The 25,220-nt window shown below is 57.2% G+C and carries 25 protein-coding genes and 1 riboswitch; of the genes, 13 read left to right on the forward strand and 12 right to left on the reverse strand.

The window, feature by feature from the left end; translation table 11 throughout:
* Positions 1-20: 20 nt before the first annotated feature.
* The 3 genes from trhO to ACQZ51_RS05855 form a co-directional block, all read right to left on the reverse strand.
* Entirely contained in the window at positions 21-977 is a 957-nt protein-coding gene (gene trhO / locus ACQZ51_RS05845) for an oxygen-dependent tRNA uridine(34) hydroxylase TrhO (protein ID WP_448776590.1), read from the reverse strand.
* A 102-nt stretch (positions 978-1,079) separates the two neighbouring features.
* A complete protein-coding gene (locus ACQZ51_RS05850; RefSeq protein ID WP_448775946.1) occupies positions 1,080-2,000 on the reverse strand; it encodes a CHAD domain-containing protein in 921 nt (306 codons plus the stop codon).
* Complete coding sequence (locus ACQZ51_RS05855) at positions 1,984-2,472, reverse strand: CYTH domain-containing protein (protein WP_448775947.1); 489 nt, start codon at positions 2,470-2,472, stop codon at positions 1,984-1,986. Before ACQZ51_RS05855 ends, ACQZ51_RS05850 begins: the two co-directional genes overlap by 17 nt.
* A gap of 148 nt (positions 2,473-2,620) precedes the next feature.
* On the opposite strand from ACQZ51_RS05855, the gene ACQZ51_RS05860 reads away from it, so the two are divergent.
* The 4 genes from ACQZ51_RS05860 (at position 2,621) to ACQZ51_RS05875 (ending at position 5,032) form a co-directional block, all read left to right on the forward strand.
* Positions 2,621-3,259, forward strand: a complete 639-nt coding sequence (locus ACQZ51_RS05860) for a 2-dehydro-3-deoxy-phosphogluconate aldolase (protein WP_448775949.1) — start codon at positions 2,621-2,623, stop codon at positions 3,257-3,259.
* A gap of 96 nt (positions 3,260-3,355) precedes the next feature.
* Positions 3,356-4,057 carry a tellurite resistance TerB family protein gene (locus tag ACQZ51_RS05865; RefSeq protein WP_448775951.1) on the forward strand — a complete coding sequence of 234 codons (702 nt, stop codon included), beginning with the start codon at positions 3,356-3,358 and terminating at the stop codon, positions 4,055-4,057.
* An 88-nt stretch (positions 4,058-4,145) separates the two neighbouring features.
* Positions 4,146-4,829: a GNAT family N-acetyltransferase gene (locus ACQZ51_RS05870; protein ID WP_448775953.1), complete on the forward strand. Its 684-nt coding sequence runs from the start codon at positions 4,146-4,148 to the stop codon at positions 4,827-4,829.
* Positions 4,826-5,032 carry a hypothetical protein gene (locus tag ACQZ51_RS05875; protein WP_448775955.1) on the forward strand — a complete coding sequence of 69 codons (207 nt, stop codon included), beginning with the start codon at positions 4,826-4,828 and terminating at the stop codon, positions 5,030-5,032. Before ACQZ51_RS05870 ends, ACQZ51_RS05875 begins: the two co-directional genes overlap by 4 nt.
* A gap of 81 nt (positions 5,033-5,113) precedes the next feature.
* A riboswitch (SAM riboswitch) is annotated at positions 5,114-5,191 on the reverse strand.
* Positions 5,192-5,680: 489 nt separating this feature from the next.
* On the opposite strand, the gene ACQZ51_RS05880 is transcribed toward ACQZ51_RS05875, so the two are convergent.
* The 3 genes from ACQZ51_RS05880 to ACQZ51_RS05890 all read right to left on the reverse strand — a co-directional run bounded on the left by ACQZ51_RS05880 (position 5,681) and on the right by ACQZ51_RS05890 (position 8,408).
* The gene (locus ACQZ51_RS05880; protein ID WP_448775956.1) at positions 5,681-6,784 is read right to left on the reverse strand and encodes a nickel/cobalt transporter; all 1,104 of its coding nucleotides are present in this window, start codon (positions 6,782-6,784) and stop codon (positions 5,681-5,683) included.
* Positions 6,778-7,425, reverse strand: coding sequence for a DUF1007 family protein (locus ACQZ51_RS05885; RefSeq protein ID WP_448775957.1), 648 nt, complete (start codon positions 7,423-7,425; stop codon positions 6,778-6,780). The genes ACQZ51_RS05880 and ACQZ51_RS05885 overlap by 7 nt, the downstream gene beginning before the upstream one ends.
* Positions 7,426-7,514: 89 nt before the next feature.
* The gene (locus ACQZ51_RS05890) at positions 7,515-8,408 is read right to left on the reverse strand and encodes a LysR family transcriptional regulator (protein WP_448775959.1); all 894 of its coding nucleotides are present in this window, start codon (positions 8,406-8,408) and stop codon (positions 7,515-7,517) included.
* 540 nt (positions 8,409-8,948) lie between these two features.
* On the opposite strand from ACQZ51_RS05890, the gene odc2 reads away from it, so the two are divergent.
* Entirely contained in the window at positions 8,949-10,082 is a 1,134-nt protein-coding gene (odc2, locus tag ACQZ51_RS05895) for an ornithine/lysine decarboxylase (protein WP_448775960.1), read from the forward strand.
* Between the two features lie 196 nt (positions 10,083-10,278).
* The gene (locus tag ACQZ51_RS05900; protein ID WP_448775961.1) at positions 10,279-10,845 is read left to right on the forward strand and encodes a GNAT family N-acetyltransferase; all 567 of its coding nucleotides are present in this window, start codon (positions 10,279-10,281) and stop codon (positions 10,843-10,845) included.
* Positions 10,846-10,929: 84 nt separating this feature from the next.
* Here ACQZ51_RS05900 and ACQZ51_RS05905 read toward each other — a convergent pair whose 3' ends face one another.
* A complete protein-coding gene (locus ACQZ51_RS05905) occupies positions 10,930-12,741 on the reverse strand; it encodes a methyl-accepting chemotaxis protein (RefSeq protein WP_448775963.1) in 1,812 nt (603 codons plus the stop codon).
* Positions 12,742-13,114: 373 nt separating this feature from the next.
* On the opposite strand from ACQZ51_RS05905, the gene ACQZ51_RS05910 reads away from it, so the two are divergent.
* Positions 13,115-13,804 (forward strand): OmpW/AlkL family protein, encoded by a 690-nt coding sequence (locus tag ACQZ51_RS05910; protein WP_448775965.1) that lies wholly within the window; start codon positions 13,115-13,117, stop codon positions 13,802-13,804.
* 71 nt (positions 13,805-13,875) lie between these two features.
* Here ACQZ51_RS05910 and ACQZ51_RS05915 read toward each other — a convergent pair whose 3' ends face one another.
* From ACQZ51_RS05915 to ACQZ51_RS05925, 3 genes are all read right to left on the reverse strand, one after another.
* The gene (locus ACQZ51_RS05915) at positions 13,876-14,868 is read right to left on the reverse strand and encodes a WD40 repeat domain-containing protein (protein WP_448775967.1); all 993 of its coding nucleotides are present in this window, start codon (positions 14,866-14,868) and stop codon (positions 13,876-13,878) included.
* A 111-nt stretch (positions 14,869-14,979) separates the two neighbouring features.
* On the reverse strand, positions 14,980-16,095 hold the full coding sequence (locus ACQZ51_RS05920; protein ID WP_448775968.1) for a CobW family GTP-binding protein: 1,116 nt from the start codon (positions 16,093-16,095) through the stop codon (positions 14,980-14,982).
* Between the two features lie 78 nt (positions 16,096-16,173).
* Complete coding sequence (locus ACQZ51_RS05925; RefSeq protein WP_448776592.1) at positions 16,174-16,944, reverse strand: creatininase family protein; 771 nt, start codon at positions 16,942-16,944, stop codon at positions 16,174-16,176.
* 132 nt (positions 16,945-17,076) lie between these two features.
* On the opposite strand from ACQZ51_RS05925, the gene ACQZ51_RS05930 reads away from it, so the two are divergent.
* The 3 genes from ACQZ51_RS05930 (at position 17,077) to ACQZ51_RS05940 (ending at position 19,761) form a co-directional block, all read left to right on the forward strand.
* Complete coding sequence (locus tag ACQZ51_RS05930) at positions 17,077-17,586, forward strand: MarR family winged helix-turn-helix transcriptional regulator (protein WP_448775969.1); 510 nt, start codon at positions 17,077-17,079, stop codon at positions 17,584-17,586.
* 123 nt (positions 17,587-17,709) lie between these two features.
* Entirely contained in the window at positions 17,710-18,732 is a 1,023-nt protein-coding gene (locus ACQZ51_RS05935; protein ID WP_042617630.1) for a LacI family DNA-binding transcriptional regulator, read from the forward strand.
* A 72-nt stretch (positions 18,733-18,804) separates the two neighbouring features.
* Entirely contained in the window at positions 18,805-19,761 is a 957-nt protein-coding gene (locus tag ACQZ51_RS05940) for a 2-hydroxyacid dehydrogenase (RefSeq protein WP_448775971.1), read from the forward strand.
* A gap of 92 nt (positions 19,762-19,853) precedes the next feature.
* Here ACQZ51_RS05940 and ACQZ51_RS05945 read toward each other — a convergent pair whose 3' ends face one another.
* Positions 19,854-20,078, reverse strand: a complete 225-nt coding sequence (locus ACQZ51_RS05945) for an aa3-type cytochrome c oxidase subunit IV (protein WP_448775973.1) — start codon at positions 20,076-20,078, stop codon at positions 19,854-19,856.
* Positions 20,079-20,496: 418 nt separating this feature from the next.
* On the opposite strand from ACQZ51_RS05945, the gene ACQZ51_RS05950 reads away from it, so the two are divergent.
* Both ACQZ51_RS05950 and ACQZ51_RS05955 read left to right on the forward strand, forming a co-directional pair.
* A complete protein-coding gene (locus ACQZ51_RS05950) occupies positions 20,497-21,036 on the forward strand; it encodes a TRAP transporter small permease subunit (RefSeq protein ID WP_448775975.1) in 540 nt (179 codons plus the stop codon).
* 29 nt (positions 21,037-21,065) lie between these two features.
* Entirely contained in the window at positions 21,066-22,577 is a 1,512-nt protein-coding gene (locus tag ACQZ51_RS05955; protein ID WP_448775976.1) for a TRAP transporter large permease, read from the forward strand.
* Between the two features lie 390 nt (positions 22,578-22,967).
* Here the strand turns inward: ACQZ51_RS05955 and ACQZ51_RS05960 are convergent, their stop codons facing one another.
* The gene (locus tag ACQZ51_RS05960) at positions 22,968-24,074 is read right to left on the reverse strand and encodes a TRAP transporter substrate-binding protein (protein ID WP_192067095.1); all 1,107 of its coding nucleotides are present in this window, start codon (positions 24,072-24,074) and stop codon (positions 22,968-22,970) included.
* 288 nt (positions 24,075-24,362) lie between these two features.
* On the opposite strand from ACQZ51_RS05960, the gene ACQZ51_RS05965 reads away from it, so the two are divergent.
* Positions 24,363-25,118, forward strand: a complete 756-nt coding sequence (locus ACQZ51_RS05965; protein ID WP_448775979.1) for a gamma-glutamyl-gamma-aminobutyrate hydrolase family protein — start codon at positions 24,363-24,365, stop codon at positions 25,116-25,118.
* Positions 25,119-25,220 lie beyond the last annotated feature (102 nt).

Consider the following 25,220-nt stretch of genomic DNA (forward strand, 5'->3'; position numbering starts at 1 on the left):
CATATCGCCAATGCCCATTTTTACCGGCCGATATGCTTCTCGCCACGCTGTTTTGCCAGATCGATCTGGCGCTGGCGGTTGCGGAAGCGTTCGCGGTCTTCTTCCGAGCGATCGTCGTAGCAGCTTGGGCAGGAAACGCCTTCCTCGAATTTCGGCGACAGGCGAACTTCCGGCGTGATGGGGTTGCGGCAGGCGTGGCACAGCTTGTGGTCGCCTTCGGCCAGACCGTGAACCACCGAAACGCGCTCATCAAACACGAAACAGGCGCCTTCCCACAGGCTTTCTTCCTGCGGCACTTCCTCAAGATATTTCAGGATGCCGCCCTTGAGGTGATAGACCTCGTCAAAGCCCTGATCCTTCATGAAGGCCGTGGCCTTTTCGCAGCGAATGCCGCCGGTGCAATACATGGCGATCTTCGGCTTGTTGTGCAGGCCGGGATTGTCCTTCACCCAGCCAGGAAACTCGCGGAATGTCTTGGTCTGCGGATCGACCGCGCCCTTGAAGATGCCGATGGCGGTTTCATAATCATTGCGGGTATCGATGAGGATCGTATCCGGGTCTGATATCAGCGCGTTCCAGTCCTTCGGATCGACATAGGTCCCAACGATGTGGTTCGGATCGATATCCGGCACGCCCATGGTGACGATTTCCTGCTTCAGCTTCACCTTCATGCGCACGAAAGGCATTTTGGAGGCACGGCTTTCCTTGTGCTCAAGGGCCGCAAATTCCGGCTGGGCGCGCAGGAAGCCAAGGACAGTGGCGATGCCCGCATCCGTTCCGGCAATGGTACCATTGATGCCTTCGGCGGCCAGAAGCAGCGTGCCTTTGACGCCATTTTCCTGGCACAGCGTAAACAGCGGCTCGCGCACGCTTTCAAACCGCGGAAAGCGGGCAAAATGATAGAGCGCTGCCACGAGAAAATCAGCCGCTGCTGGCTGCGCGGCTTGCGGGCTGGGTAGGGTCGAAGTGTCGGTCATGGCGGCTGAAATACAGCCAGATGCGGCTTTGCGCAATCATATTTCGCGTATGGCCTGCCTTGCGGCAAAGTTTTGAATTTTGTCAAAACGTAGCTGGAAGCGTTACCGCGCCGCCTCTTCCCACAACAGGCCGATGATGCGGCTTTCGGATTTGGCGGATTCGGCAAAGACGTGGTCGGCGAGATCAAGGCACTCGGCGCGCAAGGTCTGCTGGCGGTGGGTGACGGTTTCAAGCAGCGCGGCGCGTGTGCTTTCGCTTTCGAATTGCTCCGTTTCGTGCTCGGCAAAGGCTTTTAGCACCGAGAGGTCATGCTCGTGGCCCAAGAGATCGACCAGATTTTTGGCCTCGATCTTCTTTGCGCGCATGGCCGATGGCCAGAGCTTTCGTAACAGGGCCAGATGAATCCAGTAGACCTGGCCGCTTTTGCGCAGATCGTGGAAGTCCTCGTCGTGGATGTCGTGGTCGTGCCTGCCGTGGCAGCGGGCAAGCGCATCCAGCGCCCGCTTGCGTTGTTTGCTCCATGTTTTTCTGATGAGCTTCGCTGTCGTCTTCGTGCTGCCCGGTAGGGAAAGCTGGGCCAACGCGTGCTTGCCCTTTTCGCACTCGGTCATGGCGGCTTCGATGCGGGCCGTAAGGGCGCCTTCGTCGTTGGTCATGGCATCGCGCCGCTTGGTCAGGGCGTCATGGGCTGACGTGAGCGCCTGGCTTTCACCCTCCGACTGGCTGAAACCTTGCAGATATTCGACGGTTTCCACCGATGCGGCGGCGTCGCGGGCCTTTGAGAGGGTGCGGGCAATATCGCCGAAGCGTCGGTTTTCCTCGCTGCGAAATTTCGGCTCGGCGCTTTGCACGAAGCGATAGAGGCCGCGAAGGCGTTTGAATTTCTTGCGCGCGGCATGCACGGCGGCATGAGGCCCATCTGGCTGCTGCGAGAGCGCTTCCATGGCCTCATCGATCAGCCGGGTGCCGATGCGCTGGATTTCATCGTTCAGCGGTTTTGCCGGATCAATCCTTGATGACATCGCTCAACTCCGTGCTGAGATCATCCGTGGCCAGATGCTGGTTGGAAAAGCGTCGGTCGCCGGTGACTTCAGGGCCGACCCATGCGGGCAGAGCGGGCTGATCGGCTTCGGAGCGCAACTCCACCTCAGCCACGATGAGGCCGCGATAAAGACCATCGAACACATCGATTTCCCATGTGAAGCCTTCATGCTCCACCGTGTAGCGGATTTTCTCGAGGATGAAGCCGGGGACCGACTTCAACAGCTCCTCGGCATCGGCGACGGGGATGTCATATTCATACTCGTCGCGCATGAGAACGTCTGTGCCGACCTTGATGGTGAGCTTTGCCGCTTCATCGCCCATGATGCGCACGCGCACCGAGCGGTCCTCTAGAGAGGCGATATAGCCTTGTCGAAACCGCGTGCGTGATGCGATTTCCTCTCGCCAGCTCTCATCCGTTACCAGATACTTGCGTTCGATTTCTTTGGCCATTCAACAACCTGTCCATTTTTCCGGCACCGTAGCGCAAGCTTGCGTCATGAAACAGTAATCAAATCGAAATATTTCGTTTTGCCTCGACACCTGCAGTTCGGCGCGGTAATTAGACCCAATTCAATCGATTCAATGAGGAGACATTGCCATGGCCCAGGATTCTGAAAAGCTGATTTCCATCCTGCAACTTCAGCCGGTCGTGCCTGTTCTCATCGTGGAAGACGCAGCCTCTGCCGTGCCGCTGGCCCGCGCATTGGTGGCGGGTGGCCTGCGCGCCATCGAAATCACCATGCGCACACCGGCAGCGCTGGACGCGATCCGCGCCGTTGCCGATGAAGTTGAAGGCGCCAATGTGGGCGCAGGCACCATTCTCAATTCCAAGGATTTCGACGCTGCCGTTAAGGCTGGCTCGACCTTCATCGTCAGCCCCGGCATCAACAAGAGCGTTCTGGAAGCTGCCAAGGGTTCCAAGGTTCCCCTTCTGCCAGGTGCTGCAACGGCCAGCGAAGTCATGCATCTGCGTGACAAGGGCTATAAGGTTCTGAAATTCTTCCCTGCCGAACAGGCCGGTGGCGCGCCTTACCTCAAGGCGCTGTCTTCTCCGCTGGCCGATATCAAGTTTTGCCCCACGGGCAGCATCTCGCTGAAAAACGCCAAGGATTATCTGGCTCTGCCAAACGTCATCTGCGTTGGCGGTTCCTGGGTCGCGCCGAAGGAAATGATTGCGGCGGGTGACTGGGATGGCATCACCAAGCTGGCGGCAGAAGCCTTCGCCCTTCGGGGCTGAGGCATTTCGTTCACGACGGCGTGAACGGCGCGACCATTTGTATTCCGCTTCGCACTTCCTATCTCCTGTTGATATTGAACCCAGCAGGAGATTTGAATGTTCGACGCGAAGAAGCTTCTAGACCAGTTTTTGGGCTCCAACGTACCGGGCCTGTCGGGAAGTGTGCGGGACCGGGCCGGACAGGCCACGCAAATCGCGAAGAACAACCCGATGAAAGCAGGCGCGATTGCCGCCGCGCTTTTCGGTACCAAGACTGGCCGCAAGCTGGCTGGCAATGCCGCAGCCGTTGGTGGCATCGCCGCCATCGCAGGCCTTGGTTATCTCGCCTACAAGAATTACCAGTCCGGCCAGGCGCCAAAGTCTGTGCCACAGCCGCAGCCGACCCAGGAGCTTTTGCCGCCACCGGTCGATTCGCCGTTTCACCCGCAATCACCGACGCTTTCCAACAATTTCGCGCTGACACTGGTGCAGGCCATGATTGCTGCCGCTAAGGCGGACGGCCATATCGATGCGGCGGAACGTGCCCGCATTATGGAAAAGCTTCAGGTTTCCGAGCTGGATCGTGAGGCGGAAGCCTTCATTGAAAAGGAACTCTCCGATCCGCTCGATATCGATGCGCTGGTGGCAGCAGCCCAGACCGAAGAGCAGAAGGTCGAGATCTATACTGCGTCGCGCCTGACCATCGAGCCGGACAGCCGGGCAGAGCGCGGTTATCTCGATCTTCTCGCGGGCCGTCTCGGTCTGCCGGATGCGCTGGTGGAGCATATCGAAGCGACGGTTTCTGCCGCCAAGGTGTGATGCGGTGTGCGGGCAGGCACGCCAATCGCCTGTTGTCTTTGCCCGCGGCCTGCCATAAGTCTCTCCCGTCATGTTACGGGGGAGCAGAATGCGCGATCTAGCCCAGTTCAAAGGATGTCCGCCACCGCAGCCGATGCTGCTCAAGGGCCGCTTCGTGACAGCCGCACCGTTTGACCGTGCGCAGCATCTGGACAGGCTTTGGGATGCGCTGGGCGGCGAGGGCGTCAATGATCTCCTGAAATATTTCCCGCAGGACAGCTTTGCAGATGCCGCCGCCTTTGGCGACTGGCTGGATGCTGCACAGGCCGGTTCAGGCTGGGTGACCTTCACCTTTATCGAAAACGCCACCGGCAAGGTTGTCGGCATGGCGAGCTATATGCGTCCCGAGCCGAAATATGGCGTGGTGGAAGTCGGCTCCGTTGCCCATGGTGCGGCAATGAAGCGCTCGCCGCTTGCCACCGAAGCGCATTACCTCATGGCCCGCCATGTGTTCGATGATCTCGGCTACCGCCGCTACGAGTGGAAGTGCCACAATGAGAACGAAGCCTCCAAGGCAACGGCTGCGCGTTACGGCTTCCAGTTCGAAGGCATCTTCCGCCAGCATATGGTTTCCAAAGGGGCCAACCGCGATACGGCCTGGTTCTCGATGATCGATGCTGAATGGCCTGTTCTGCGCGAGGCCTTCGAGACGTGGCTTTCGCCTGACAATTTTGGACCTGACGGTCTGCAAATCCGCAAGCTGGAAGATATCAGGGCAGGGCTATCCGCATGAACGGCAAAAGCACATCCGCAGCACTCGCCGCTGTCGCCATCGTCCTTGGCTTCGGCTTTCTGTTCTACATCATGCCGACCGTGACGCTGTGGCTGGCGGAACATTATTCCGTCTGGGTCGCCGCCGCGTTTGATACGGTTGCGGTTCTGGCGTTTTTTCTGATCTTCTGGCTGCGGGCGCGGTATCAGCGGTGTGGGCGCTAAAGATAGGCTATAATATTGCCGGAATAACGACAGAACTATTTACTCTGCTCATGCTATTCAATGAAGCTGAGAGAGAACAACGCGCTGGGAAAACAGATCCGTTAGCCACTTGTTTAACGTGGCTGCAAGCCGACCGGCCAAATCACCACGGGATAAGTTGCCACAACCCCGTTAACGGCTTGCGTCAATCAGACGCGCATGGTTTTCTGGTCAGGCTTTGATTTGCGGATACGGCGGCTTCCAAACCCGCTGGTTAGTCGGGTTCCAAACCGGCTGATACATTGCCGCTGTCCTAGTAGCGGAGTAGGAAGGAAAATGGCTTCCAAAACCTTTTCCCTCCCTCTGCGTCCCAGTTCCTGTTAGCAGGAATTTGCATAACCTGCCTTGCTTCGTTTACGTTTGCAATCCGGTAGTACGTCCTATTCGACATTGTCCAATATTAATGTCCTCAGTGGCGTATGTGATTTTCTGATCAGCTGTAATCAGTGTCGTAGCGTGTTGCGCAATCTAATAAGCATGATTGCGAGGATGAAGGCTGAACAAAGGCAATCGTTGCGGATGTGATTGACCACAGAAACCCGTTTTCGATTCATCGGCGGAGCGCAATCTAACGCGCAATAGGCAAAATGGTAGCGTAAAGTCATAGCCTCACGCCTGCAGCGCTGCCCCCAGCAAGCCGAGTCCCATCAACAGTACGAAGACGGCGCCTGCGATTTCGATGGCGTGGGTGATGCCTGCCGCTTTGCGGCTGCCGGTTCCGGCAAAGCGGACCGCGATGTCCTTGGCCTTGACGGCAAGGCAGGCCAGCAGGGACACGGTGATGGCGGTGCCAAGTGACATGGCGATGACCGACAGGACGCCGCCCAGCAGCAGGCCGTTCAGAATTGAAAAGCTCATGACAATGATGGCGCCGGAGCATGGGCGAAGGCCGACTGCGATGATGGCTGACCATGCTTCTTGCAGGCTGAAGTCTTTGGACCTGAGCATGGACGGGTCCGGCGCGTGGGCATTGCCGCAGGTGGTGCAGATTTCGCCAGTGCCGCTCTGGGCATGATCTGCAAAGACCGGCTGGCCCTGAAAGCGCAGGCCGGAGCCCATGCCTTTTCTGGCTGCGCCTGTCGTGGCAGGGCTTGCGGAGAAGTTGCTGGTTTCGAGCGCGATAGTCGGTGCCGGGCCTGCAGTTTCCATGGCAAGGGCTGGGGTCGCTGTCCGGCCTGCCATCAGGCTGTGCAGCTTTCGGAACAACAGCCATGCGCCAAACAGGGCGACCATGGCGAAGCTGGCGATTTCCATGGCCTGCGTAGCCTTGGTCATAGTGATGGAGGTGCCGCGCAGCACCATATAGGCTCCGCCAACGAGGCCGATGGCGACGCCGCCTTGCAACAAGGCCGACACGAAGGAAATGAGGATGCCGCGTTTCAGCTGCGTCTCATTGGCAATCATATAGGATGAGATGACCGCCTTGCCGTGGCCGGGGCCTGCGGCATGGAACACGCCATAGGCGAAGGAGAGGCCGATCAGAGATGTTAGCGCCCATGGGTCTTCCCGCATGGCGCGCAGCGCGCCTGTGAGGGCGCGGTAGAACATCTGCTGGTGAACGTTGATCCACTGGAAGAGAGGCGCGAGCGGCCCGCCGATGGAGATGGAGGGCTCAGCCGAGCCGATGCCGAGCGGGGATTGCGCATGGGCCATGCTGACGGCGGCAGCCACAAGCACTGAGGCCATCAGGAAACCGGCGCACTTCCTCAGCATGTCAGCTCCAGTCGCGTTGCAAACAGCTTGGTCATGTCGGTGCCTGTGGGATCATTGAAGAAGGCGTCGGTCAGATTGTTCTGGTTCTGGGAGATGATTTCATCCGGGTCCGGCCGCACGACCTTGTGCTTGCAGGCGGCAAGATGCGTGCCTTTCACGACGATGTCACTATCCTTGGCGAAATCGATGGCCGTGTAGAGCGTCGGGTCCCATGCGCCGAAGGTCAAAACGCCCTTCACCGGAAGGGGTGCTTTCGGCTTGACCGAGAAGAACATCAGGACCTGATTGTTCTGGTAATCCACGTGGATAGTATCGGGCTTGCCGAAATCAACCGGTTTTCCGTTTGATGTGATGAAGGTGTAGTAGGAAAATTCGGCTAGGGACTCGTGAACGGTCGCACCGATTTCGCCTAACTCTTCCTTGTCGAGCTTTGCGTCGCTGTTCTTGTCGTAATCCATCACGACGCTTGCGGAAAACATCTCATCGAAACGCCAGACATTGCGCACCTCGGCAATATTGCCATCGGCACCTTCGATGATTTCCATCCGGGCTTCGGCAAAGATATGCGGGTGCGCCATGGCGCTCAAGGGCGCAAGACAGACGGGCAGGCATGCAGCCAGTGATATGATCGCTTTTTTCATGGATGCCTGTCTGTCTCTTGTCTGGGGTGTTTGTGTGATTCTAGCGGAAATTGGGACCGAATTTCGGCCTTGCCGCATTGGATCCGAAATCAGCCGTGCGTTTTAAACCAGTTGGTCAGATAGTCCACAAAGCTTCTGACCTTGGCGGGCAGATAACGGCGGTGCGGATAGACAGCGTAAATGCCGCGATCCCGGGAGATGTAATCGTCAAACAGGGTCACAAGTTCGCCTGAAAGAATATAGGGCTTGGCTATGAAATCGGGAACGATGGCGACGCCAAGGCTGGTGCGGGCCGCACGCAGTGTGGCTTGCGGGCTGTTGACCTCAATCGGGCCGTTGATGGCCACCGAATTGGTGCCGCCGCCCGGTTCGAAATAGCGAATGTGATTGTGGAAGCGCGAATTCGTATCCACGATGCAGGGAACCCGGCCCAGATCCTGCGGGGTCTCGAGCGGGCCATAGCGTTCCATGAAGGCAGGTGTTGCGACCGCATAGACGCGGAAATCGGCCAGCTTCTTGGCGATCATGCCCGAATCTTCCAGCTTGGTGATTCGCACGGCCAGATCGAAGCTCTCCTCGATGAGATCGACGAATCGGTCCTCGGCCACGATTTCCAGCACGAGATCGGGATTTTCCTTGGCGAAATCGATGAGGCTCTGGCCGATTTCCGCATCGATGAAAGTGCGCGGCACGGAGATGCGCAACTTGCCCTTCAGGTCGGCGTTTTTCTCTCGTACTAGATCGGCCAGGTTGTCGATTTCCTTGAGGATATCGGCGGCGGTGCGATAATAGGTGTGGCCTGCTTCGGTCAGCGAAAACTGCCGTGTGGTACGGTTAAGAAGCAGCGCGCCGAGATCGTCTTCCAGCTCGCGCACATATTTGGACAACAACGCTTTGGAACGCCCGGTTTTGCGGGCGGCCGCCGAAAAACCCTCCGCTTCGACAACGTCGATAAAGGCCCGGATACGGGTGAGAGTGTCCATTAAAGTCTCCAATTCGGTCACAATAGTGAACGGTCAAGCCCTAGCGTTCAACAATAGAGTATTCTGCCAAAAAAATCTGCATCTGATGAAAAATTCCCTTGATTGTTACAGCGAATATTCTTATCTCCCGGTTGCCCAAAGTCGCACGTGCCCATGTGTGTCCGCCGACCCTCGATGTGGTGAGGAGTTCGGTAAGGTACCTGGAATTAACCCCTCCAGTCGCTATTCCGGCCAACCGGGAAATGCGAGGACATATGAAGCAACGACGGTGCGGGCCTTTCTGGTTCTCTGCCGGCTTTCCATCAGCCGGGGTACTAAAGAGGCACACCATCATTGCCGTAAGTGCGGTTGGGTATGATTCCCTCCAATCCCATGGCAGACAAAGCCGAATGATGCTCCTGGCAGGGCGTTGTTCACAATTGCGCCTTGAGCGTATGCTATTGATTCAGCGTCTCCACCGGCTGGAACATTCTGCATATCTTGAGCGCCCTTTGTCCTCTGGAATTTTTCCAGAGCCGGAACATTTTAGGGATTACAACGATGACGACTGCACGCATCATTGACTTCATCAAGACCCGCCGCCCAGAAGGCCCTTGCCTCGTCGTCGACCTTGACGTTGTGCGCGATAATTTCCATGCGTTCCGGCACGCTCTGCCAAACAGTGCGATCTATTATGCCGTGAAGGCCAATCCGGCCCCTGAAATTCTCAAGCTGCTGGCCGGCCTGGGCTCCAGCTTCGATTGCGCCTCCGTGGCTGAAATCCAGATGGCGCTCGATGCCGGTGCAACTTCCGACCGTATCTCCTACGGCAACACCATCAAGAAGGAACGCGATGTTGCACGCGCATTTGCGCTGGGCATCGATCTCTTCGCCGTGGACAGCCATGAGGAAGTTGAGAAGGTTGCCCGTGCAGCCCCAGGCGCTCGCGTGTTCTGCCGTGTGCTGACCGATGGCGAAGGCGCCGAATGGCCGCTTTCGCGCAAGTTCGGTTGCGTGCCGCAGATGGCTGTCGATGTTCTGGTCTATGCCCACCAGATGGGTCTGGAATCCTACGGCGTTTCTTTCCATGTCGGTTCGCAGATGATGAATCTCGACGCATGGGATGCTGCCCTTGGCGATGCAAAGCGCGTGTTCGCTTCTCTTGCCAAGCAGGGTATCCACCTGCAGATGGTCAACATGGGCGGTGGCTTCCCGACGAAGTATCTGCGTGATGTGCCTGCTGCGGAAGAATATGGCCATGCCATCGACACGGCGCTGCGCAAGCACTTCGGCAACCAGATTCCACGCACCATCATTGAGCCGGGTCGCGGCATGGTCGGCAATGCCGGTGTCATCAAGGCGGAAGTTGTGCTGGTTTCGCGCAAGTCCGACAATGACAACCACCGCTGGGTGTTCCTCGACATCGGCAAGTTCGGCGGTCTGGCCGAAACCATGGATGAGGCCATTCGCTACCCGATCCGCACCGAGCGGGACGAAGATGCGATGGAGCTTTGCGTTCTGGCAGGCCCGACCTGCGACAGCGCCGATGTGATGTATGAGAAGAACATGTATCCGCTGCCGGTTTCTCTGACCATTGGCGATGACGTTCTGATCGAAGGCACGGGCGCCTACACGACCACCTATTCGGCGGTCGCATTCAACGGCTTCGAGCCGCTGAAGTCCTACGTGATCTGAATGAGTGCCGCCGGTCTTTAAGGGCTGGCGGCATCATCAGACGTCTCCCGTTCCGGCTTACGTCTTCCATGCCTGGCGCAAACCCTGCTTGCCGCACCTCTTTCCAGCCGAGGTCGGGCGTGGTTCAGCGGGCCGGAACGGTTTCAACATTTTTTGGGTGCCGCTTTCGTGGGCGGCTTGGTGACGGGAGGCCGGGATGGCCGCTGTTCTCAAATCTGTACGTGCATTTTTCACGCCGCAGACATTTCATATCGAAGCTGAAAATCCTGGTGACGTGGTTGCCCGCGAAAACCTGCTGGACCGTGTGATGGGCCCGGGTCGTCGCCGCAAATCATCCGAGAAGCTGCGCGCCGGGCGCGTTCCTGCCGAAGGGCTGGCGCTGGTGGCACGCGATGAGGACGGTCACGTGATCGGCACTGTCAGGCTGTGGAATGTCGAAGCTGGCGTGACACGCGAGGGACGTCCGGTTTCGGCCCTTCTGCTCGGGCCGCTTGCTGTGGATTGCGCCCATGAGGGCAAGGGCATCGGATCTGCCCTGATGCGCGCCGCCATCGGTGAAGCTGCCAAGCGCAACCATTGTGCCATTCTCTTGGTGGGTGATGCTTCATACTATGAGCGCTTCGGCTTTTTCGCAGGTCAAACCCAGCATCTTGTCATGCCCGGCCCGTTTGAGCGTTCGCGCTTTCTGGCGCTGGAGCTGAAAAGCGGCTGGTTGGACGGTGCGGCTGGGATGCTGGTGGCAAGCGGGCGCAAGTTTTCCTGATATCGCAGGTGGTTTGATAGGTCAGACATGGAAAAGAGGGCTACGCGCCCTCTTTTTTTATCGGCAATGATGGGTCCGCGTGGTTTATGCCGCGCGTCTGGACGCCACGGTTGCGGGCTCTATGCTGAAACGACGGACCATGTCCGATAGCGCCTTGGTTGATTCTGCGATGGAATGGCTGACCGCGTTGGTCTCTTCCACCATGGCGGCGTTTTGCTGGGTCATCTGGTCCAGCGAATTGACGCTGGCGCTGATTTCCTGAAGGCCAACGGATTGTTCGCGGGCAGCGGTGGCTATGCTGTCGATATTGGTATCGATGCGAGAAACGAAATCCTCGATCCGCGTCAGCACCTCTACGGTGGATTGCACGAGGGTTACGCCGCTTGCGACTTCATCGCCCGATTTGCCGATGAGAACCCTGATTTCCTTTGAGGCCTTTGCCGAACGCTGGGCGAGTTCGCGCACTTCCTGGGCAACGACCGCAAAGCCCTTTCCAGCCTCGCCCGCACGGGCTGCTTCAACACCGGCATTGAGCGCGAGAAGATTGGTCTGGAAGGCGATCTCGTCAATGACGCCGACGATGGATTCAATTTCGCCAGAGGCCGTTTCGATGCGATGCATGGCGGATATTGCTTCGGTGACCACGTCTGCTGAATGGGAGGTGGACTGGCGCGCTTCTTTGACCAGATTGCGGGTGTCATCGACACGGGCCGTGGAGGTCTTGACGGTTGAAGCGGCTTCTTCCAGGGCGGCAGCTGTCTGCTCCAGTGCCGAAGCTTGCTGTTCCGTGCGGCGTGATAGATCATTGGCCGAACCGTGCATCTCGCTGCCTTGGGCCCGCAGGTGATTTGCCTCTGTCAGAATCTGTCCCATCGTGGTTTGTAAGGTGCGAACCGAGGCGTTGAAATCGGTGCGCAGGGTTTCAAACTTTGCGTCGAAGTTGTGGTCGAGCGTCGAGCTTAGATCACAATTGGCCAGATTTTTGAGGCCATGTCCCAAATGCTGGATCGCGAAGCGCAGCGCATCTGCCTCGGCAATGCGTTCTCTTTCCCGGGTCTCGCGTTCGGCGCTCGCAGCACGCCGCGCCGCTTCTGCTTCGCTCTCCAGCTGACGCTTGGCCAGTCCGGCATCTCTGAACACGGCGAGTGCCCTTGCCATGGCGCCAATTTCATCATGCCGGTGAATATGCGGCGGGGCTTCTTTCAGGTCGCCCGAGGCCATGCGCGTCATGGTCTGCGTGATCCGCAGGATCGGCTTCATGGCGCGGCGGCGCAGATAAATTGTTGAGGCAATGGACAGGAGGATGAGAAGCCCACCCAACGTATAGTTCGTGTTTTGCAGGAAGGAGGTCTGTGCAGCCGCTTCTGCTTCCTTCTGCTTGCCATAGATGGTGCCCATTTCGACAAGCTGATTGACCGCCGTTTCATGGGCGTGGAATGTGTTGCTCAACATATTCAGTGATGTCGGAATTTTTGCCGATTGGCCGGATGCAAGCGTTGGGAGCGTGTCGGTATCAAGTGTTGCCCAAAAGGCATCGCCCTTGATGAGAACATCGTTCTGCAAGGCCTGTTTCAAGGCATCCGGCAGCGTCGTCGTTTTCCAGTATTCACGGCGCTCCTGGTACTGACCTTTCAGAACCTTGATGCGCTCTATGTTTTGCGACAGCCGGTCCGGGTGCAGGGCACCTTCATTGGTCAGCGCATAGGTCTCGATGAGATAGAGCGGAGGTGGCAGGATATCGGCAATCAGGTCTTTGCTGTCGATGATTTCCTGATAGATCGGTCCGTTGACCTTCAGCCTATCAAGCGCGAAAGCACCCACGAGAAGCGTTATTGTGATGCCGGTTGCCAAGGCGATGCCACTGGCTGTGATGATCGTTGAAATTGAAAGTTTCATAAAGAAAAAATCCACGGAGATGCTGGGAAGCGGCGTGCCACTTTTCGAAATTCTAAATGGGGATAAGTATTTCAAGTGCAGATGCAGTCTTCGATTAAAGTAACTATTGAATAAAAATATCTATAATTGATTAACTGCAATAATAGCTTTTCGCATTGATATATTTGAAGAAAATGAAATACGAATACGCGCATATGTGCGCGACCGCCCCCATTTTCCTTTCCGAGTTTTGATCTCCCTCAAATGATGATTTTCACCTGCGTGTTACGTGCGGGCAGGGTGTGGCTTGCAGCAATGGCTATGGGTTTCCAGGGTCGAGGGGCAACGGAGCCGATGTTGCAAAGCACCTCTTCGATAGATCAAGGAGAGAAAAATGTTCGCCAAATTCCGCAAAGCCATCTTTTTGGCATCCGCTTTCGCTGTTGCGCTGCCAGCGTTTTCCCACGCTGCCGACATGGCGCCGATAGCGCCAGCGCCCACAGCCGAAGAGGCTATTGCTGCGGCAAGCCCGTGGATGATCCGTGTTCGTGGCCTTGGTGTGATGACCCATGACAGCGGTTCGATCAATGGTGTGCCCGGTGCAGGGCTTGAATATTCCGACACAGTTATTCCGGAATTCGACGTAACCTATTTCTTCACCGATAATATTGCTGCCGAACTTATTCTTGGCACGACCTTCTCCAAGATCAACACGACAGGCGCGCTGGGCGAGATCGATGTCGGCAAGACATGGCTTCTGCCACCTACACTGACCCTGCAATACCACTTCACCGATTTCGGGGCCTTCAAGCCTTATGTGGGCGCGGGCCTGAACTATTCGCTGTTCTACAACCAGTCTGAAAAGGCAGGTTTCCACAATCTCGACGTCAAGAACGACTTTGGCGCGGCGGTGCAGGTCGGTTTCGACTACATGCTGACGAAGAACTGGGGCGTGAACTTCGACGTGAAGAAGATCTTCCTCGAAACGAAGTGGAGCGCCACGCATGATGTTTTGGGTGATATCAGCGGCAAGGCCAAGCTCGATCCGTGGTTGATCGGTGCCGGTGTGACCTACCGTTTCTAACTTCCGCTGAGGCGGTCAAAAAAGGCACTGCCGCGACATGCGGCAGTGCCTCCCTCTAAGTTGAGGATTGCTCAGGTCTTGATGTCGATGATGCCGCAATCGCCAGCTTCCGATGCGAAGGCCAGCAGATTGCCATTGTTGCTCCAGTCCATGGACGTAATGGCGCCCTTGCCGGGACGACGAAGCAGAGCTTCCTTCTGGTCGGCGAGACGCACGCCCAGGATCATGCCATCCGCAAAGCCGATGGCCAGCACTTCATCTGCCGGGTGGAAGCAAACATTCGTGACCATAATGTTTGCGCGGGTGCCAAGCTCCAGCGGAGCCTTGCCCATTGGGCCATCCTTGCCCGCGAAGGGCCAGACGATGGCCGCCGGTGCGCCAGATGAGGCCAGCCACTTGCCTTTGTGCGACCATGAGATGGATTTGACCTTGGCGGGATAACCGGTCATGCGCATGTGGCGCGCTTCCATGCCACCCTTGGTGGCTTCCATCTTCCAGCCATGCAGCGCATTTTCCTGCATGGTGGTGACGAGGAATTTGCCATCTGCCGAGAAGGTGACGGCATTATGGGCGCCTTTCCAATCGAGATCGACAGGATCGCCAGCGCTGGCCACCCAATGCAGCGTGACGCCATTGTAACGGGCAGCGGCAATGCGCAAGCCCTTGGGCGCAAAGGCGATGCCCTCGACGGTGCGGTCTTCCTTGAATTCCTTGACCGTGCCATCACCCAGCCGCACGAAGCTGGACTTGCCGACGCCGTATGCAATGGCGTTCTGCGGGCCGCCTGCGACAACGCTGATCCACTTGCGCGGCACATGGGCAAGCTCGATAACGGAGCCATCATGGCCGATGCGCAGCACCTTGCCATCTTCACCGCCGGTGAGAAGCGTGGCGCTGTGCGGATCGCGGATGCAGGTCAAAAGGCCCTGATGCGCCTCGACAACCTTCTCGCCGCCATCCAGCCGGTGGATGGTGCCTGCAGCTGTGGCAAACAACGGAACTTCGCCCAGAAAATGCGCCGCGACGACGTGGCCTTCAAGGTCAAGAGGAGCAACGGTGGGCATGGGTCTCTAGTCTTTCCGTGGTTGTTGTCGTCAGTCGTGAAAAAGTGCACCATCACGGTGCACTCCTTGTGGTCGTCATGTCATGGCGTGCCGCAATGGCACTTTTTAATATCAGGCAGCGGCCATGCAGGCGTTGAAGCTGTTTTCCAGCTTCTCGCGGTCGAGATCGCGGCCGATGAAGACGAGGCGGCTTTCACGCTTTTCGCCTTCTTTCCATGCGCGCTGGTGATCACCTTCGATGATCATGTGAACACCCTGAACGACATAACGTTCCGCGTCATCCTTGAAGGCAATGATGCCCTTGAGGCGCAGGATCTTCGGGCCGTCGGTCTGCGTGACCTTCTGGATCCACGGGAAGAAACGCTCGGCATTCATTTCGCCACCGCGCAGCGATACGGACTGAACCGTGACGTCATGGATGGGCGAGGCGGCGTGGGTGTGGCCATGGTCGTGCCCGTGATCATGGTGGGCATGGTTATGATGGTCATGCCCATGGTCGTGATGATGGTGGTCGTGGCTGTGGTCATGTCCACAATCGGGACCGCAAACGTGGTCGTCGTGCTCTTGCGCCAGGAAATCAGGATCGTTTTCCAGCGCCCGTTCCAGATTGAACGCGCCCTGATTGAGAACATGAGCCAGATCAACGCCGGAGCGGGTTGTCTTGTGAATGCGGGCAGACGGGTTGATGGCGCGAACGACATCTTCGATGACAGCCAGTTCCTGCGGCGTGACGAGATCGGTCTTGTTGATGACAACGACATCGGCAAAGGCGATCTGGTCTTCGGCTTCGCGGCTGTCCTTCAGGCGCAGCGGCAGGTGCTTTGCATCCACCAGCGCAATAACGGCGTCCAGTTCGGTTTTGGCGCGCACATCGTCATCCATGAAGAATGTCTGTGCGACAGGAACCGGGTCGGCAAGGCCTGTCGTTTCCACGATGATGCCATCGAAACGGCCGGGACGGCGCATCAGGCCTTCCACCACGCGGATGAGATCTCCGCGCACGGTGCAGCAGACGCAGCCATTGTTCATTTCGTAGATTTCTTCGTCCGATTCCACGATCAGGTCGTTATCGATGCCGATTTCGCCGAATTCATTGACGATGACGGCATATTTCTTGCCGTGATTGTCCGACAGGATGCGGTTGAGGAGCGTGGTTTTGCCCGCGCCCAGATAGCCCGTCAATACGGTTACGGGAATGGGCTTTGTTGTCGGTGCTGCTTCGGTCATGATGAACCTCTGATATAAAAGAGCCGGATGATGGCTTTGAAAGCGTTGCTGTTCATATAGGCGTGTGGGGAAGTGAGTTCAAAGAGAATCTGCCGAAGATTTTTGAGCCGAGCTTTCAAGCAAATTCACGTCGAAGGCGGAAATGTCCGCTAGCAGCTCCACCAGCCCCGATACCGCATGCGCGATCATCGCCTCGCCCTTTGCGGCGGTGGCAATAGCGGCATTGCCCGCCACGCCTTGTCTGTTGAGGTCCGACATGCGCCAGCCGAAGGCATGCGGGCCATAGGCGCGCAAATGCTTGAAGCGGTTGGAAAATTCCGTTTGTGCGGATGGGAAGTTTTCAGCCCTGTCCATCTTCACACGGTGCGGCTGCAGCGCCAGCATGACCGACGTTTCGATATCGCCACCATGGATATCGATGGACTTTTCCTGCGGGGTGATGATGCCGGGTGGCATGCCGAAACGGGTCCAGCTGGTGGCGACCGCCAGCATATCGAAACGGATACGGGCCTCGGTGGCGACGATGGTCATCAGCGGTGAATTGCCGCCATGGGCGTTCAGCATCATGAATTTGCGGATGCCCTTGCGGTATTCGTTCTCGGCAATAGAAAGCCAGCGATGCACTGCCTCATCAAAGGACAGCGTCTTCGTGCCTGCCACATCCATATGCTCGACGGAATAGCCGACAGGCTCTGCGGGCAGAAAATGGATGGGCGCATTGGATGCAAGCGCCTGTTTCAATCGTGCGACAATGCCTTCTACGATGAGCGTGTCCGTCTCGAAGGGAAGGTGGGGTCCATGCTGCTCATGCGCGCCCAGCGGCAGCACAGAAATCGTCTCGTTTCGCATGGTTGACGGGCCTGTTACGTTATTGTCGTGAATATGCGTATATGTGTCTGGCATCTGGCGATCCGCGCCTGCATTCGTTAAGTGTTACCAAGAACATATCGTCGTCCGGGACTTCAGGAAAGGCATTTGCTGATGAGCAAGGATAAGCTGGCCAAAAAGAACAAATCCGAGAAGAAGGCCAAGTCCGGCAAAAAGAAGGATCTGGCGGTTCATTCGGAAGAGCTTGCCCAGACCATTACGCAGGCGGCCCGCTCCATGCGCACGGCGCTGAGCCACAATCTTGCAGCCAGTGGTCTCTATGCTGGTCAAGATGGCGTTATTCTCGCACTTGCGCAGGAAGGCAGCATGACGCCGGGGCAGATTGCCCAGAAGCTGGGCGTGAAGGCGCCGACCATGACGCGCACGATTGGCCGCATGGAGGCGCAGGGCTTTGTGGAGCGCAGTGCAGGTGATGGCGACGGACGGCTGACCATGGTCAAGCTGACGGAGACTGGCCTGAAAAGCGTCGAGCACATCAATACTTCGCTGGCCGATTGCAACAGCCGCGCTGTGGATGGTCTGTCCGCCAAGGATGTGAAAACGGTTGTCAAATTGCTGCGGGCGATCGATGCCAATTTGCAGGCTTTTGAATCAATCGATTAAAATTTGTATTACAGATATTGCCTTGTGTTGAAATCCTTAAAACGGTTGCAGATTTTGTTTAAATTGTTTAGTCACAATTTAAACGCCGCGTGATGGCGGAATGCGTGACCGTGGGAGGCAACTGTGGCGCAGAAGATCAAATTATCGACCATTGCTGAAAGTCTGGGGCTTTCAACCGCGACCATTTCGCTGGCATTGCGGGATAGTCCGCTGGTGGCCGCCGATACGCGCGAAAAGATCAAGCTGCAGGCGCGCGCGCTGGGCTATATCTACAACCGCCGCGCCGCCAGCCTGCGCACCTCGCGCTCCGGCATTATCGGCGTTGTGTTTCACGATGTGATGAACCCGTTTTACGGTGAAATTCTCAAAGCCATCGAGAGCGAGCTGGACCGCAGCCGCCAAACCTTCATTCTTTCCAACCATTACGATTCCGTCGAAAAGCAACGCACCTTCATCGAAACGCTGCTGCAACTGGGCAGTGACGGCATCATCATGTCCCCCGCCATCGGTACGCCTTTGGAAGACATGACGCTGGCCGAGGAAAACGGCATGCCCGCCATTCTCGTGGCGCGCTCCATGGACGGTGTCGATATGCCGACATTTCGCGGCGATGACAGCTATGGCATATCGCTCGCCACCAACCACCTGATCAGCCTTGGCCACCGTACCATTGCCATGGTGGGCGGCACGGACCAGACCTCGACAGGACGCGACCGGTATCAGGGCTATGTCAATGCGCTGCGCAAGGCGGGCATCGAGGTGGATCCCAATCTGCGCATTCCCGGTGCACGCTCCAAGCAGGGCGGGTTTGAGGCGGCTGTGAACTTTCTGTCGCTGCCGCAAAAGCCGACGGCTGCCGTGTGCTGGAACGATCTTGTTGCCATTGGCCTGATGAACGGCATTTCACGGGCGGGCTTTGTGCCGGGCAAGGATATTTCGGTCACGGGCTATGACGATCTGGAAGAGGCGGCGATTGCGACGCCGGCGCTGACCACCGTTTCCAACGGTCAGGCAGAGGTTGGCCGACTGGCGGCGCGTGCGCTGCTGGACAGGCTGGCGGGCAGCCATGAGCCTGACGGTATTCACCTCATCAAGCCCGAAATGCGCATTCGCCAATCCACCAGCCCTTGTGTTCCGCGAAAGTAGTTTGCGGGTTTCGCTTTTCGTATTGATCGTCTAGCTTGCCCCCGACGCATTGCAGCAAGGGGTTGTCCAAGCATGTCAGATACTAAAGCCACCGTTCTCGTTCCGGGAAAGATCCATCCACGCGTTCTCGAGCGTTTCGAGGGCAAGGTTGAGGTCATCACAGCGCCATCGGGGCCAGAGCCGACGCTGCCAGAAGGTGTTGCCGAGCGCATTACCGCTGTTGCCGTTTCCGGTGGCTTTAACGCCAAGTGGATGGACGCGCTGCCCAATCTTGAAGTCATCGCCAATTTTGGCGTGGGCTATGACGGTGTGGATGTGAAACATGCGGCTTCGCGCAATATTATCGTGACCAACACGCCTGACGTTCTGAACGACGAAGTGGCCGACACGACGATTGCGCTTTTGATCAGCACTGTGCGGCGCCTCTACGATGCGGAAAAGCATCTTCGCGAGGGCAAATGGGTGGCGGAAGGACCGTTTGCGCTTTCGCCATTTTCGCTGCGGGGGCGCAAAGTGGGCCTGTTCGGCATGGGCCGCATCGGCCAGGAAATTGCCAAGCGGCTGGAGCCGTTCAAGGTGGAGATCGGCTATCACACCCGCTCCAGACGCGCCGAGCTTTCCTATAACTACTATGGCTCGCTGAAGGAAATGGCGCAGACGGTGGACGTGCTGATCTGCATCGTGCCGGGGACTGCGGAAACCCATAAGGCCATCAATGCCGATATTTTCGCGGCGCTGGGTTCCAATGGCGTGTTCATCAATGTCGGCAGAGGCTCAAGCGTCGATGAAGATGCGCTGCTTGCGGCGCTGCAGGACGGTACGCTGGGTGCGGCGGGTCTTGATGTGTTTTACGCGGAGCCGAAAGTGCCGGAAGGGTTCTTGGCTCTTCCCAATGTGACGCTGCTTCCGCACGTTGCCTCTGCATCCGTGCCGACACGCAATGCGATGGCCGATCTGGTGGCAGACAATGTGCTGGGCTGGCTTGGTGAGCGCAAGGTGGTGACACCTGTGCCAGAAACGCCTGTCTGAGCTAAGACAAAACGCCATGGGGGGAGTTGAACTCTCCCCATGTTACCAGTTCAAGATCATTCGATGACGAGACTTGCCATCAGGCCAAAGTCTTAGCGCAGCAGTACGAAGCCTGCGACAGAGAGAATGACGAAAACAAGCAGGCCACCGAAAAAGCCGCCTGTTGTGAAAAATCCAACGGCCATGGCGATCATCAATACCGTGACGAGCATGGTGCCGTATTTGGCGGCTGCCAGAAAGCCGTCATAGGTCTTTTCATGCTCGGAAAAGTTCATCTTCGCGCCGAGTTCGATCGGGCCCGTATGGTGTTCACTCATGCCAATTCCCCTTCAATGATCAACGCTTCCGCCCGTTACTCCACACGCCCGCTGGCGGCTTTCCTCACATGGCAGACCGTTGCAAAACGCTCCGAAACAAGACCTACATGGAAGTGTTGAAAAACGCAACGGACACAGGCCAGTCGTGGTTGGCCTGTGTGGGACATGCCGCAATTTTGCGGGGCCTGTGGAAAAAGCGTGCAGTGATGCCACAGCAGGTTGCTCAATTCCTCGTAAACCGCCTGTTTGCAAGGGCAGAGGTGCCAATGCCGTTGCATTTTGGCAAGCCACCTCCTACACGAAATGGTGTGGAGGACGTCCGAAGTTACCGCATAGTCGATGCAAGTATCGTCAGAGGGTGACGGTCACGGATGAACCTCTCGCATAGAACCCGCAAAGGGATGGTGGAGGGGAAGGAATGAAGGCTCTTCTGAAGACAAGCGCTCTTATTGACGGGTTCAGTGAGGCGATGGGCAAGTTTGCAGGATACCTTGTCCTGATCTGCTGCCTCGTGAGTGCGGGCAACGCCATTGTTCGCTATATTTTCAATTATAGCTCGAACGGCTGGCTGGAAATCCAGTGGTACATGTTCGCCTTCATCGTGCTGGTGGGTGCGTCCTACACATTGCGGATGAACGAACATGTGCGCGTGGACATTATCTACGGCGCCGTTTCCGCCCGCGCCCGCCTTTGGGTCGATATGATCGGCCTAGTCGTGTTTCTGCTGCCGGCCTGTTTTTATCTGGCGTGGCTGAGCTGGCCGATGTTTACCCTGTCACTTGCACAGAACGAAGTGTCTTCCAATGCGGGCGGCCTGATCCGCTGGCCGGTCAAATTCATTATCTTTGCGGGCTTTGCCTTGCTCTTCCTTCAGGGAATATCCGAACTGGTGAAGCGCATCGGCGCGCTGAACGGGCTCTATCAGCTCGACACCAAATACGAAAAACCGCTCCAGTAAATCAGGCGCTGACCGCTAAGGATATTTCCATGTTCGAATACGGTATTTTGCCGCCGCTGATGTTCCTGAGCATGATTATTTTCATGCTTTACGGGTTTCCCGTGGCGTTCTCTCTGGCTTCTGTCGGGCTTTTGTTCGGCGTCATCGGCATTTTCACGGAGCATTTCTCGCCTGCCTTCCTGCAGGCGCTGCCGCTTCGCATTTTCGGCATCATTTCCAATGATCTGTTGCTGGCCATCCCCTTCTTCACCTTCATGGGCGCTATTCTGGAACGATGCGGGCTGGCGGAGGATTTGCTGGAGGGCACGGGCAAGCTGTTCGGCGCCATTCCCGGTGGACTTGCCTATGCCGTCATTCTGGTCGGCGCGATCCTCGGTGCCATTACCGGCACGGTTGCAGCATCGGTCATTACCATGGGCGTCATCTCGCTGCCGATCATGCTCAAATATGGCTACAATCCGCGCCTTGCGACGGGCGTCATCGCGGCATCCGGCACGATTACACAGGTCATTCCGCCATCTCTGGTTCTGATCGTTCTGGCCGATCAGCTCGGCAAGTCCGTCGGTGACATGTATCTCGGTGCCATCGGCCCGTCGATCCTGCAAGTCGTCATCTTCATGCTGTTCATCTTCGTCATGTCGAAGCTGCGCCCGAAAGACTTGCCAGCCTTGCCGCCGGAAGCGCGTGGCGAACTGAACCGTGCGCTGGTGTTCAAGGTGCTGGCGGGCATGGTGCCTTCCATCGTGCTGATCTTCCTCGTGCTGGGCACCATCTTCATGGGTCTGGCAACGCCGACGGAAGCGGGCGCGCTGGGTGTTGTCGGTGCCATGGCGCTGGCTGCTGCGCATCGTCGCCTGACCTGGGATCTGGTCAAGCAGGGCATGCACTCCACCATGCACATCACCTCCATGGTGGTGTTCATTCTGGTCGGCGCTACCTGCTTCAGCCTCGTGTTTCAGGGCATGGACGGTTCGCTGTGGATCGAGCACATGCTGTCGGGCATTCCGGGCGGGCCAATCGGCTTCCTGATCTTCGTCAACATCTTCATCTTCTTCCTGGCGTTTTTCCTCGATTTCTTCGAAATCGCCTTCATCGTCATTCCGATGTTGGCGCCGATCGCCGAGTCTCTCGGTATCGACCTCATCTGGTTCGGTGTGCTGATCTGCATCAACATGCAAACCAGCTTCATGCATCCGCCCTTCGGATTTGCGCTGTTCTATTTGCGGTCCATCGCACCCCGAAGCGTGAAGACATCCGACATCTATATGGGCGCGATACCGTGGCTGGGAATGCAGCTCATTCTCGTTGCCATCGTGATCTTCTGGCCCGAATCCGTGACCTACTGGCTGGACAAGGCACCTGCTGTGGATCTCAATACGATCAAGATCGATGTGCCCTTCGGCAACTCAGGTGGCAATACGATGCCGACTTTGGGGCCGAATTTCGGCCTGCCACCGATGGATGGCGCGCCAGCACAGCCGGGCGGAAATGGACTGCCCGGAATGCCGAACCTGAACGAGCCGCCGAAGATCGGTCCGTGAGGGAAATACTTGTTACGTGTGGAATAACGGATTATATTGGTGAAGTGGAAGGCAGGGTTGGCGCCCTACCTTCCGTTTTACTACTTGCTCAGAAATGTTAGCCGGACAGCTATTGACCAGCCTGTCCGGCTTTTTCTAAACAATAGCGTAATGCTCAGCGGCTTTCGCATCGCATCACCTCCACAGTTGAACAGCAAGGCCGTTGCCAAGGTCGTCGAGGCCCATCATCGCCGATACTCCGGCTGGTAACGGAGTGTGCTGCTAGAGCGTTCAACTTTCGCGATCATATGGTTGTCGGTATATTTGTCGAGAGGCCGCAACCCTTTCGGGCAAAATAAAACCCGGACCTTTCGATCCGGGTTTATGTGTCTCACCTGATATTGATGTCGGTTAGAGCTTGCCGTTGCGCTGCTGGATCATCATGAATGTATCGAAGGTGTATTCAGCGAGCTGCATCCACAAATAGCCCTCGCGCTTGAAGGCGACCTGATCTTCGTAGATCTTCTTGAAGTCCGGATTGACGGCTGAAATTTCGGCGTAGACTTCCAGTGCTGCCTTGTAGCAGGCATCCAGAATATCCTGGCTGAAGGGGCGCAGCGTTGCACCTTCGGACACGATCTGTTTGATCGCGATGGGGTTTTTGGCGTCGTATTTCGCCATCATGTTGGTGTTAGCGAAGGAGCAGGCATCCTGGAGGATGGCCTGATAGTTCTTAGGCAGGGCGTTCCACTTGTCCAGATTGACGAAGGAGTGGATGACTGGGCCGCCTTCCCAGAAAGCCGGGTAGTAGTAGTATTTCGCCACTTTCTGGAAGCCGAGCTTGTGGTCGTCATAGGGGCCGACCCACTCAGCCGCATCGATGGTGCCTTTCTCCAGCGCCGGATAAATATCGCCACCGGCGATCTGCTGCGGCACGACGCCGAGCTTCTCGACCACCTTGCCAGCCAGACCGGCAATGCGCATCTTCACGCCCTTGAAGTCTTCGACCGTGTTGATTTCCTTGCGAAACCAGCCGCCCATCTGCACGCCGGTATTGCCTGAGATCATGCCGTAGAGATTATGCTTGGCATAGAACTCGTTGAGCAGCTTGTTGCCATTGCCCTCATAGAACCAGGAGTTCGTGAGGCGCGCATTGAGACCGAATGGAATGGCCGTGCCGATGGCGAAGGTTGGGTCCTTGCCAACATAATAATATGAGCAGGTATGGCACATTTCCACCGTGCCGGATGAGACGGCATCGGCTGCCTGCAGGCCTGGCACGATTTCGCCGCCTGCAAAAACCTGAATATTGAAATTGCCGTCTGTTGCGGCCTTCACGCGGTCGGCGACATCCTGCGCGCCGCCGAAAATCGTATCCAGCGATTTTGGAAACGAAGAGGTGAGGCGCCATGTGATCTTGGCATTTTGTTGCGCGATGGCCGGTGCGGCAAGAACCGTTGCAGCGGCAACGCCTGCGCCGGAGACAGCACCTTTTTTGATGAACGAACGACGATCCATAAATATCCTCCCAGATATTGATCTGACCGATAGCCGAATTCCCCTCCGCTATCTGGCATGGCCAGAGAAAAGCACGCCCCCGCACGGCTGACAAGCATCTCCGCCAAGAATAAAACGCTGTAAATGCTTTGTTGTTACGGCAATTACGTCAATTGAAGCAGTCAACTGAAATCTGAAGAAGAGACATCAGACTTTAGGTGAAGATAGGGCTTCACTCCGACAGCGCAGGCGCTTGACGAACGGAGTTTCCGGTTTCAAAACAGGTGACCCATGCAAGCCGGAGCCTCCATGTCCAGACCCATCATCGCCATTCCCGCCGATATCAGACATCTTGATGGTGCCGACTGGCACGCCGCGCAGACACAGTATCTTTCCGCAGCGCTTGATGTTGCCGACGTCATGTCGTTCATCGTGCCCGCCTTTGAAGAGGGCAATGATGTCGATGCCATTCTCGACCGTGTGGATGGGCTGCTGGTGTCGGGTTCCGCCACCAATGTTCACCCCTCGCTTTACGGTGTCGAGGCGAAAGACAGTGACGGACCCTTCGATCCCGCCCGTGATGCGACGAGCCTTGCGCTCATCCGCCGGGCCATTGATCGCGGCATTCCGATGCTGGCCATCTGCCGTGGCATTCAGGAGCTGAATGTGGCGCTGGGTGGCACGCTGGCCAGTGAAATTCAGGAGCAGCCGGGCGTGTGGGACCACCGCAAGCCCGATGATGCGAACCGCGACGCGGCCTATGCCATTCGCCAGCCGGTGCATATTCGTGAGGGCTCCTGCATCGCCACGCATCTGGGCACGAGCGGTGAGGTGCAGATCAACTCGCTGCACCGCCAGGCCATTGCCAAAACCGCGCCGCGCCTTCAGGTGGAGGCGACGGCGCAGGATGGAACAATCGAGGCGGTTTCCGTGATCGATGCCAAGGGCTTTGCCGTGGGTGTGCAGTGGCACCCGGAATATTGGGCGCAAACCGACGCACCCTCGCGGGCGCTGTTTGAAGCCTTCGGGAAGGCCGTGCGGCAATACCAGGCAGGAAAGGCCTGAAGGCAGCCCGGCAGGATATTGGCGCCGTCAAGCTGATCCGGTTCGGCGAAGTTCAGGAACAGGGTTCTGAAAAATTGCAATCCATGGTTTAATTATGGCGAT

This window comes from Agrobacterium sp. CG674 (genome assembly GCF_053521645.1).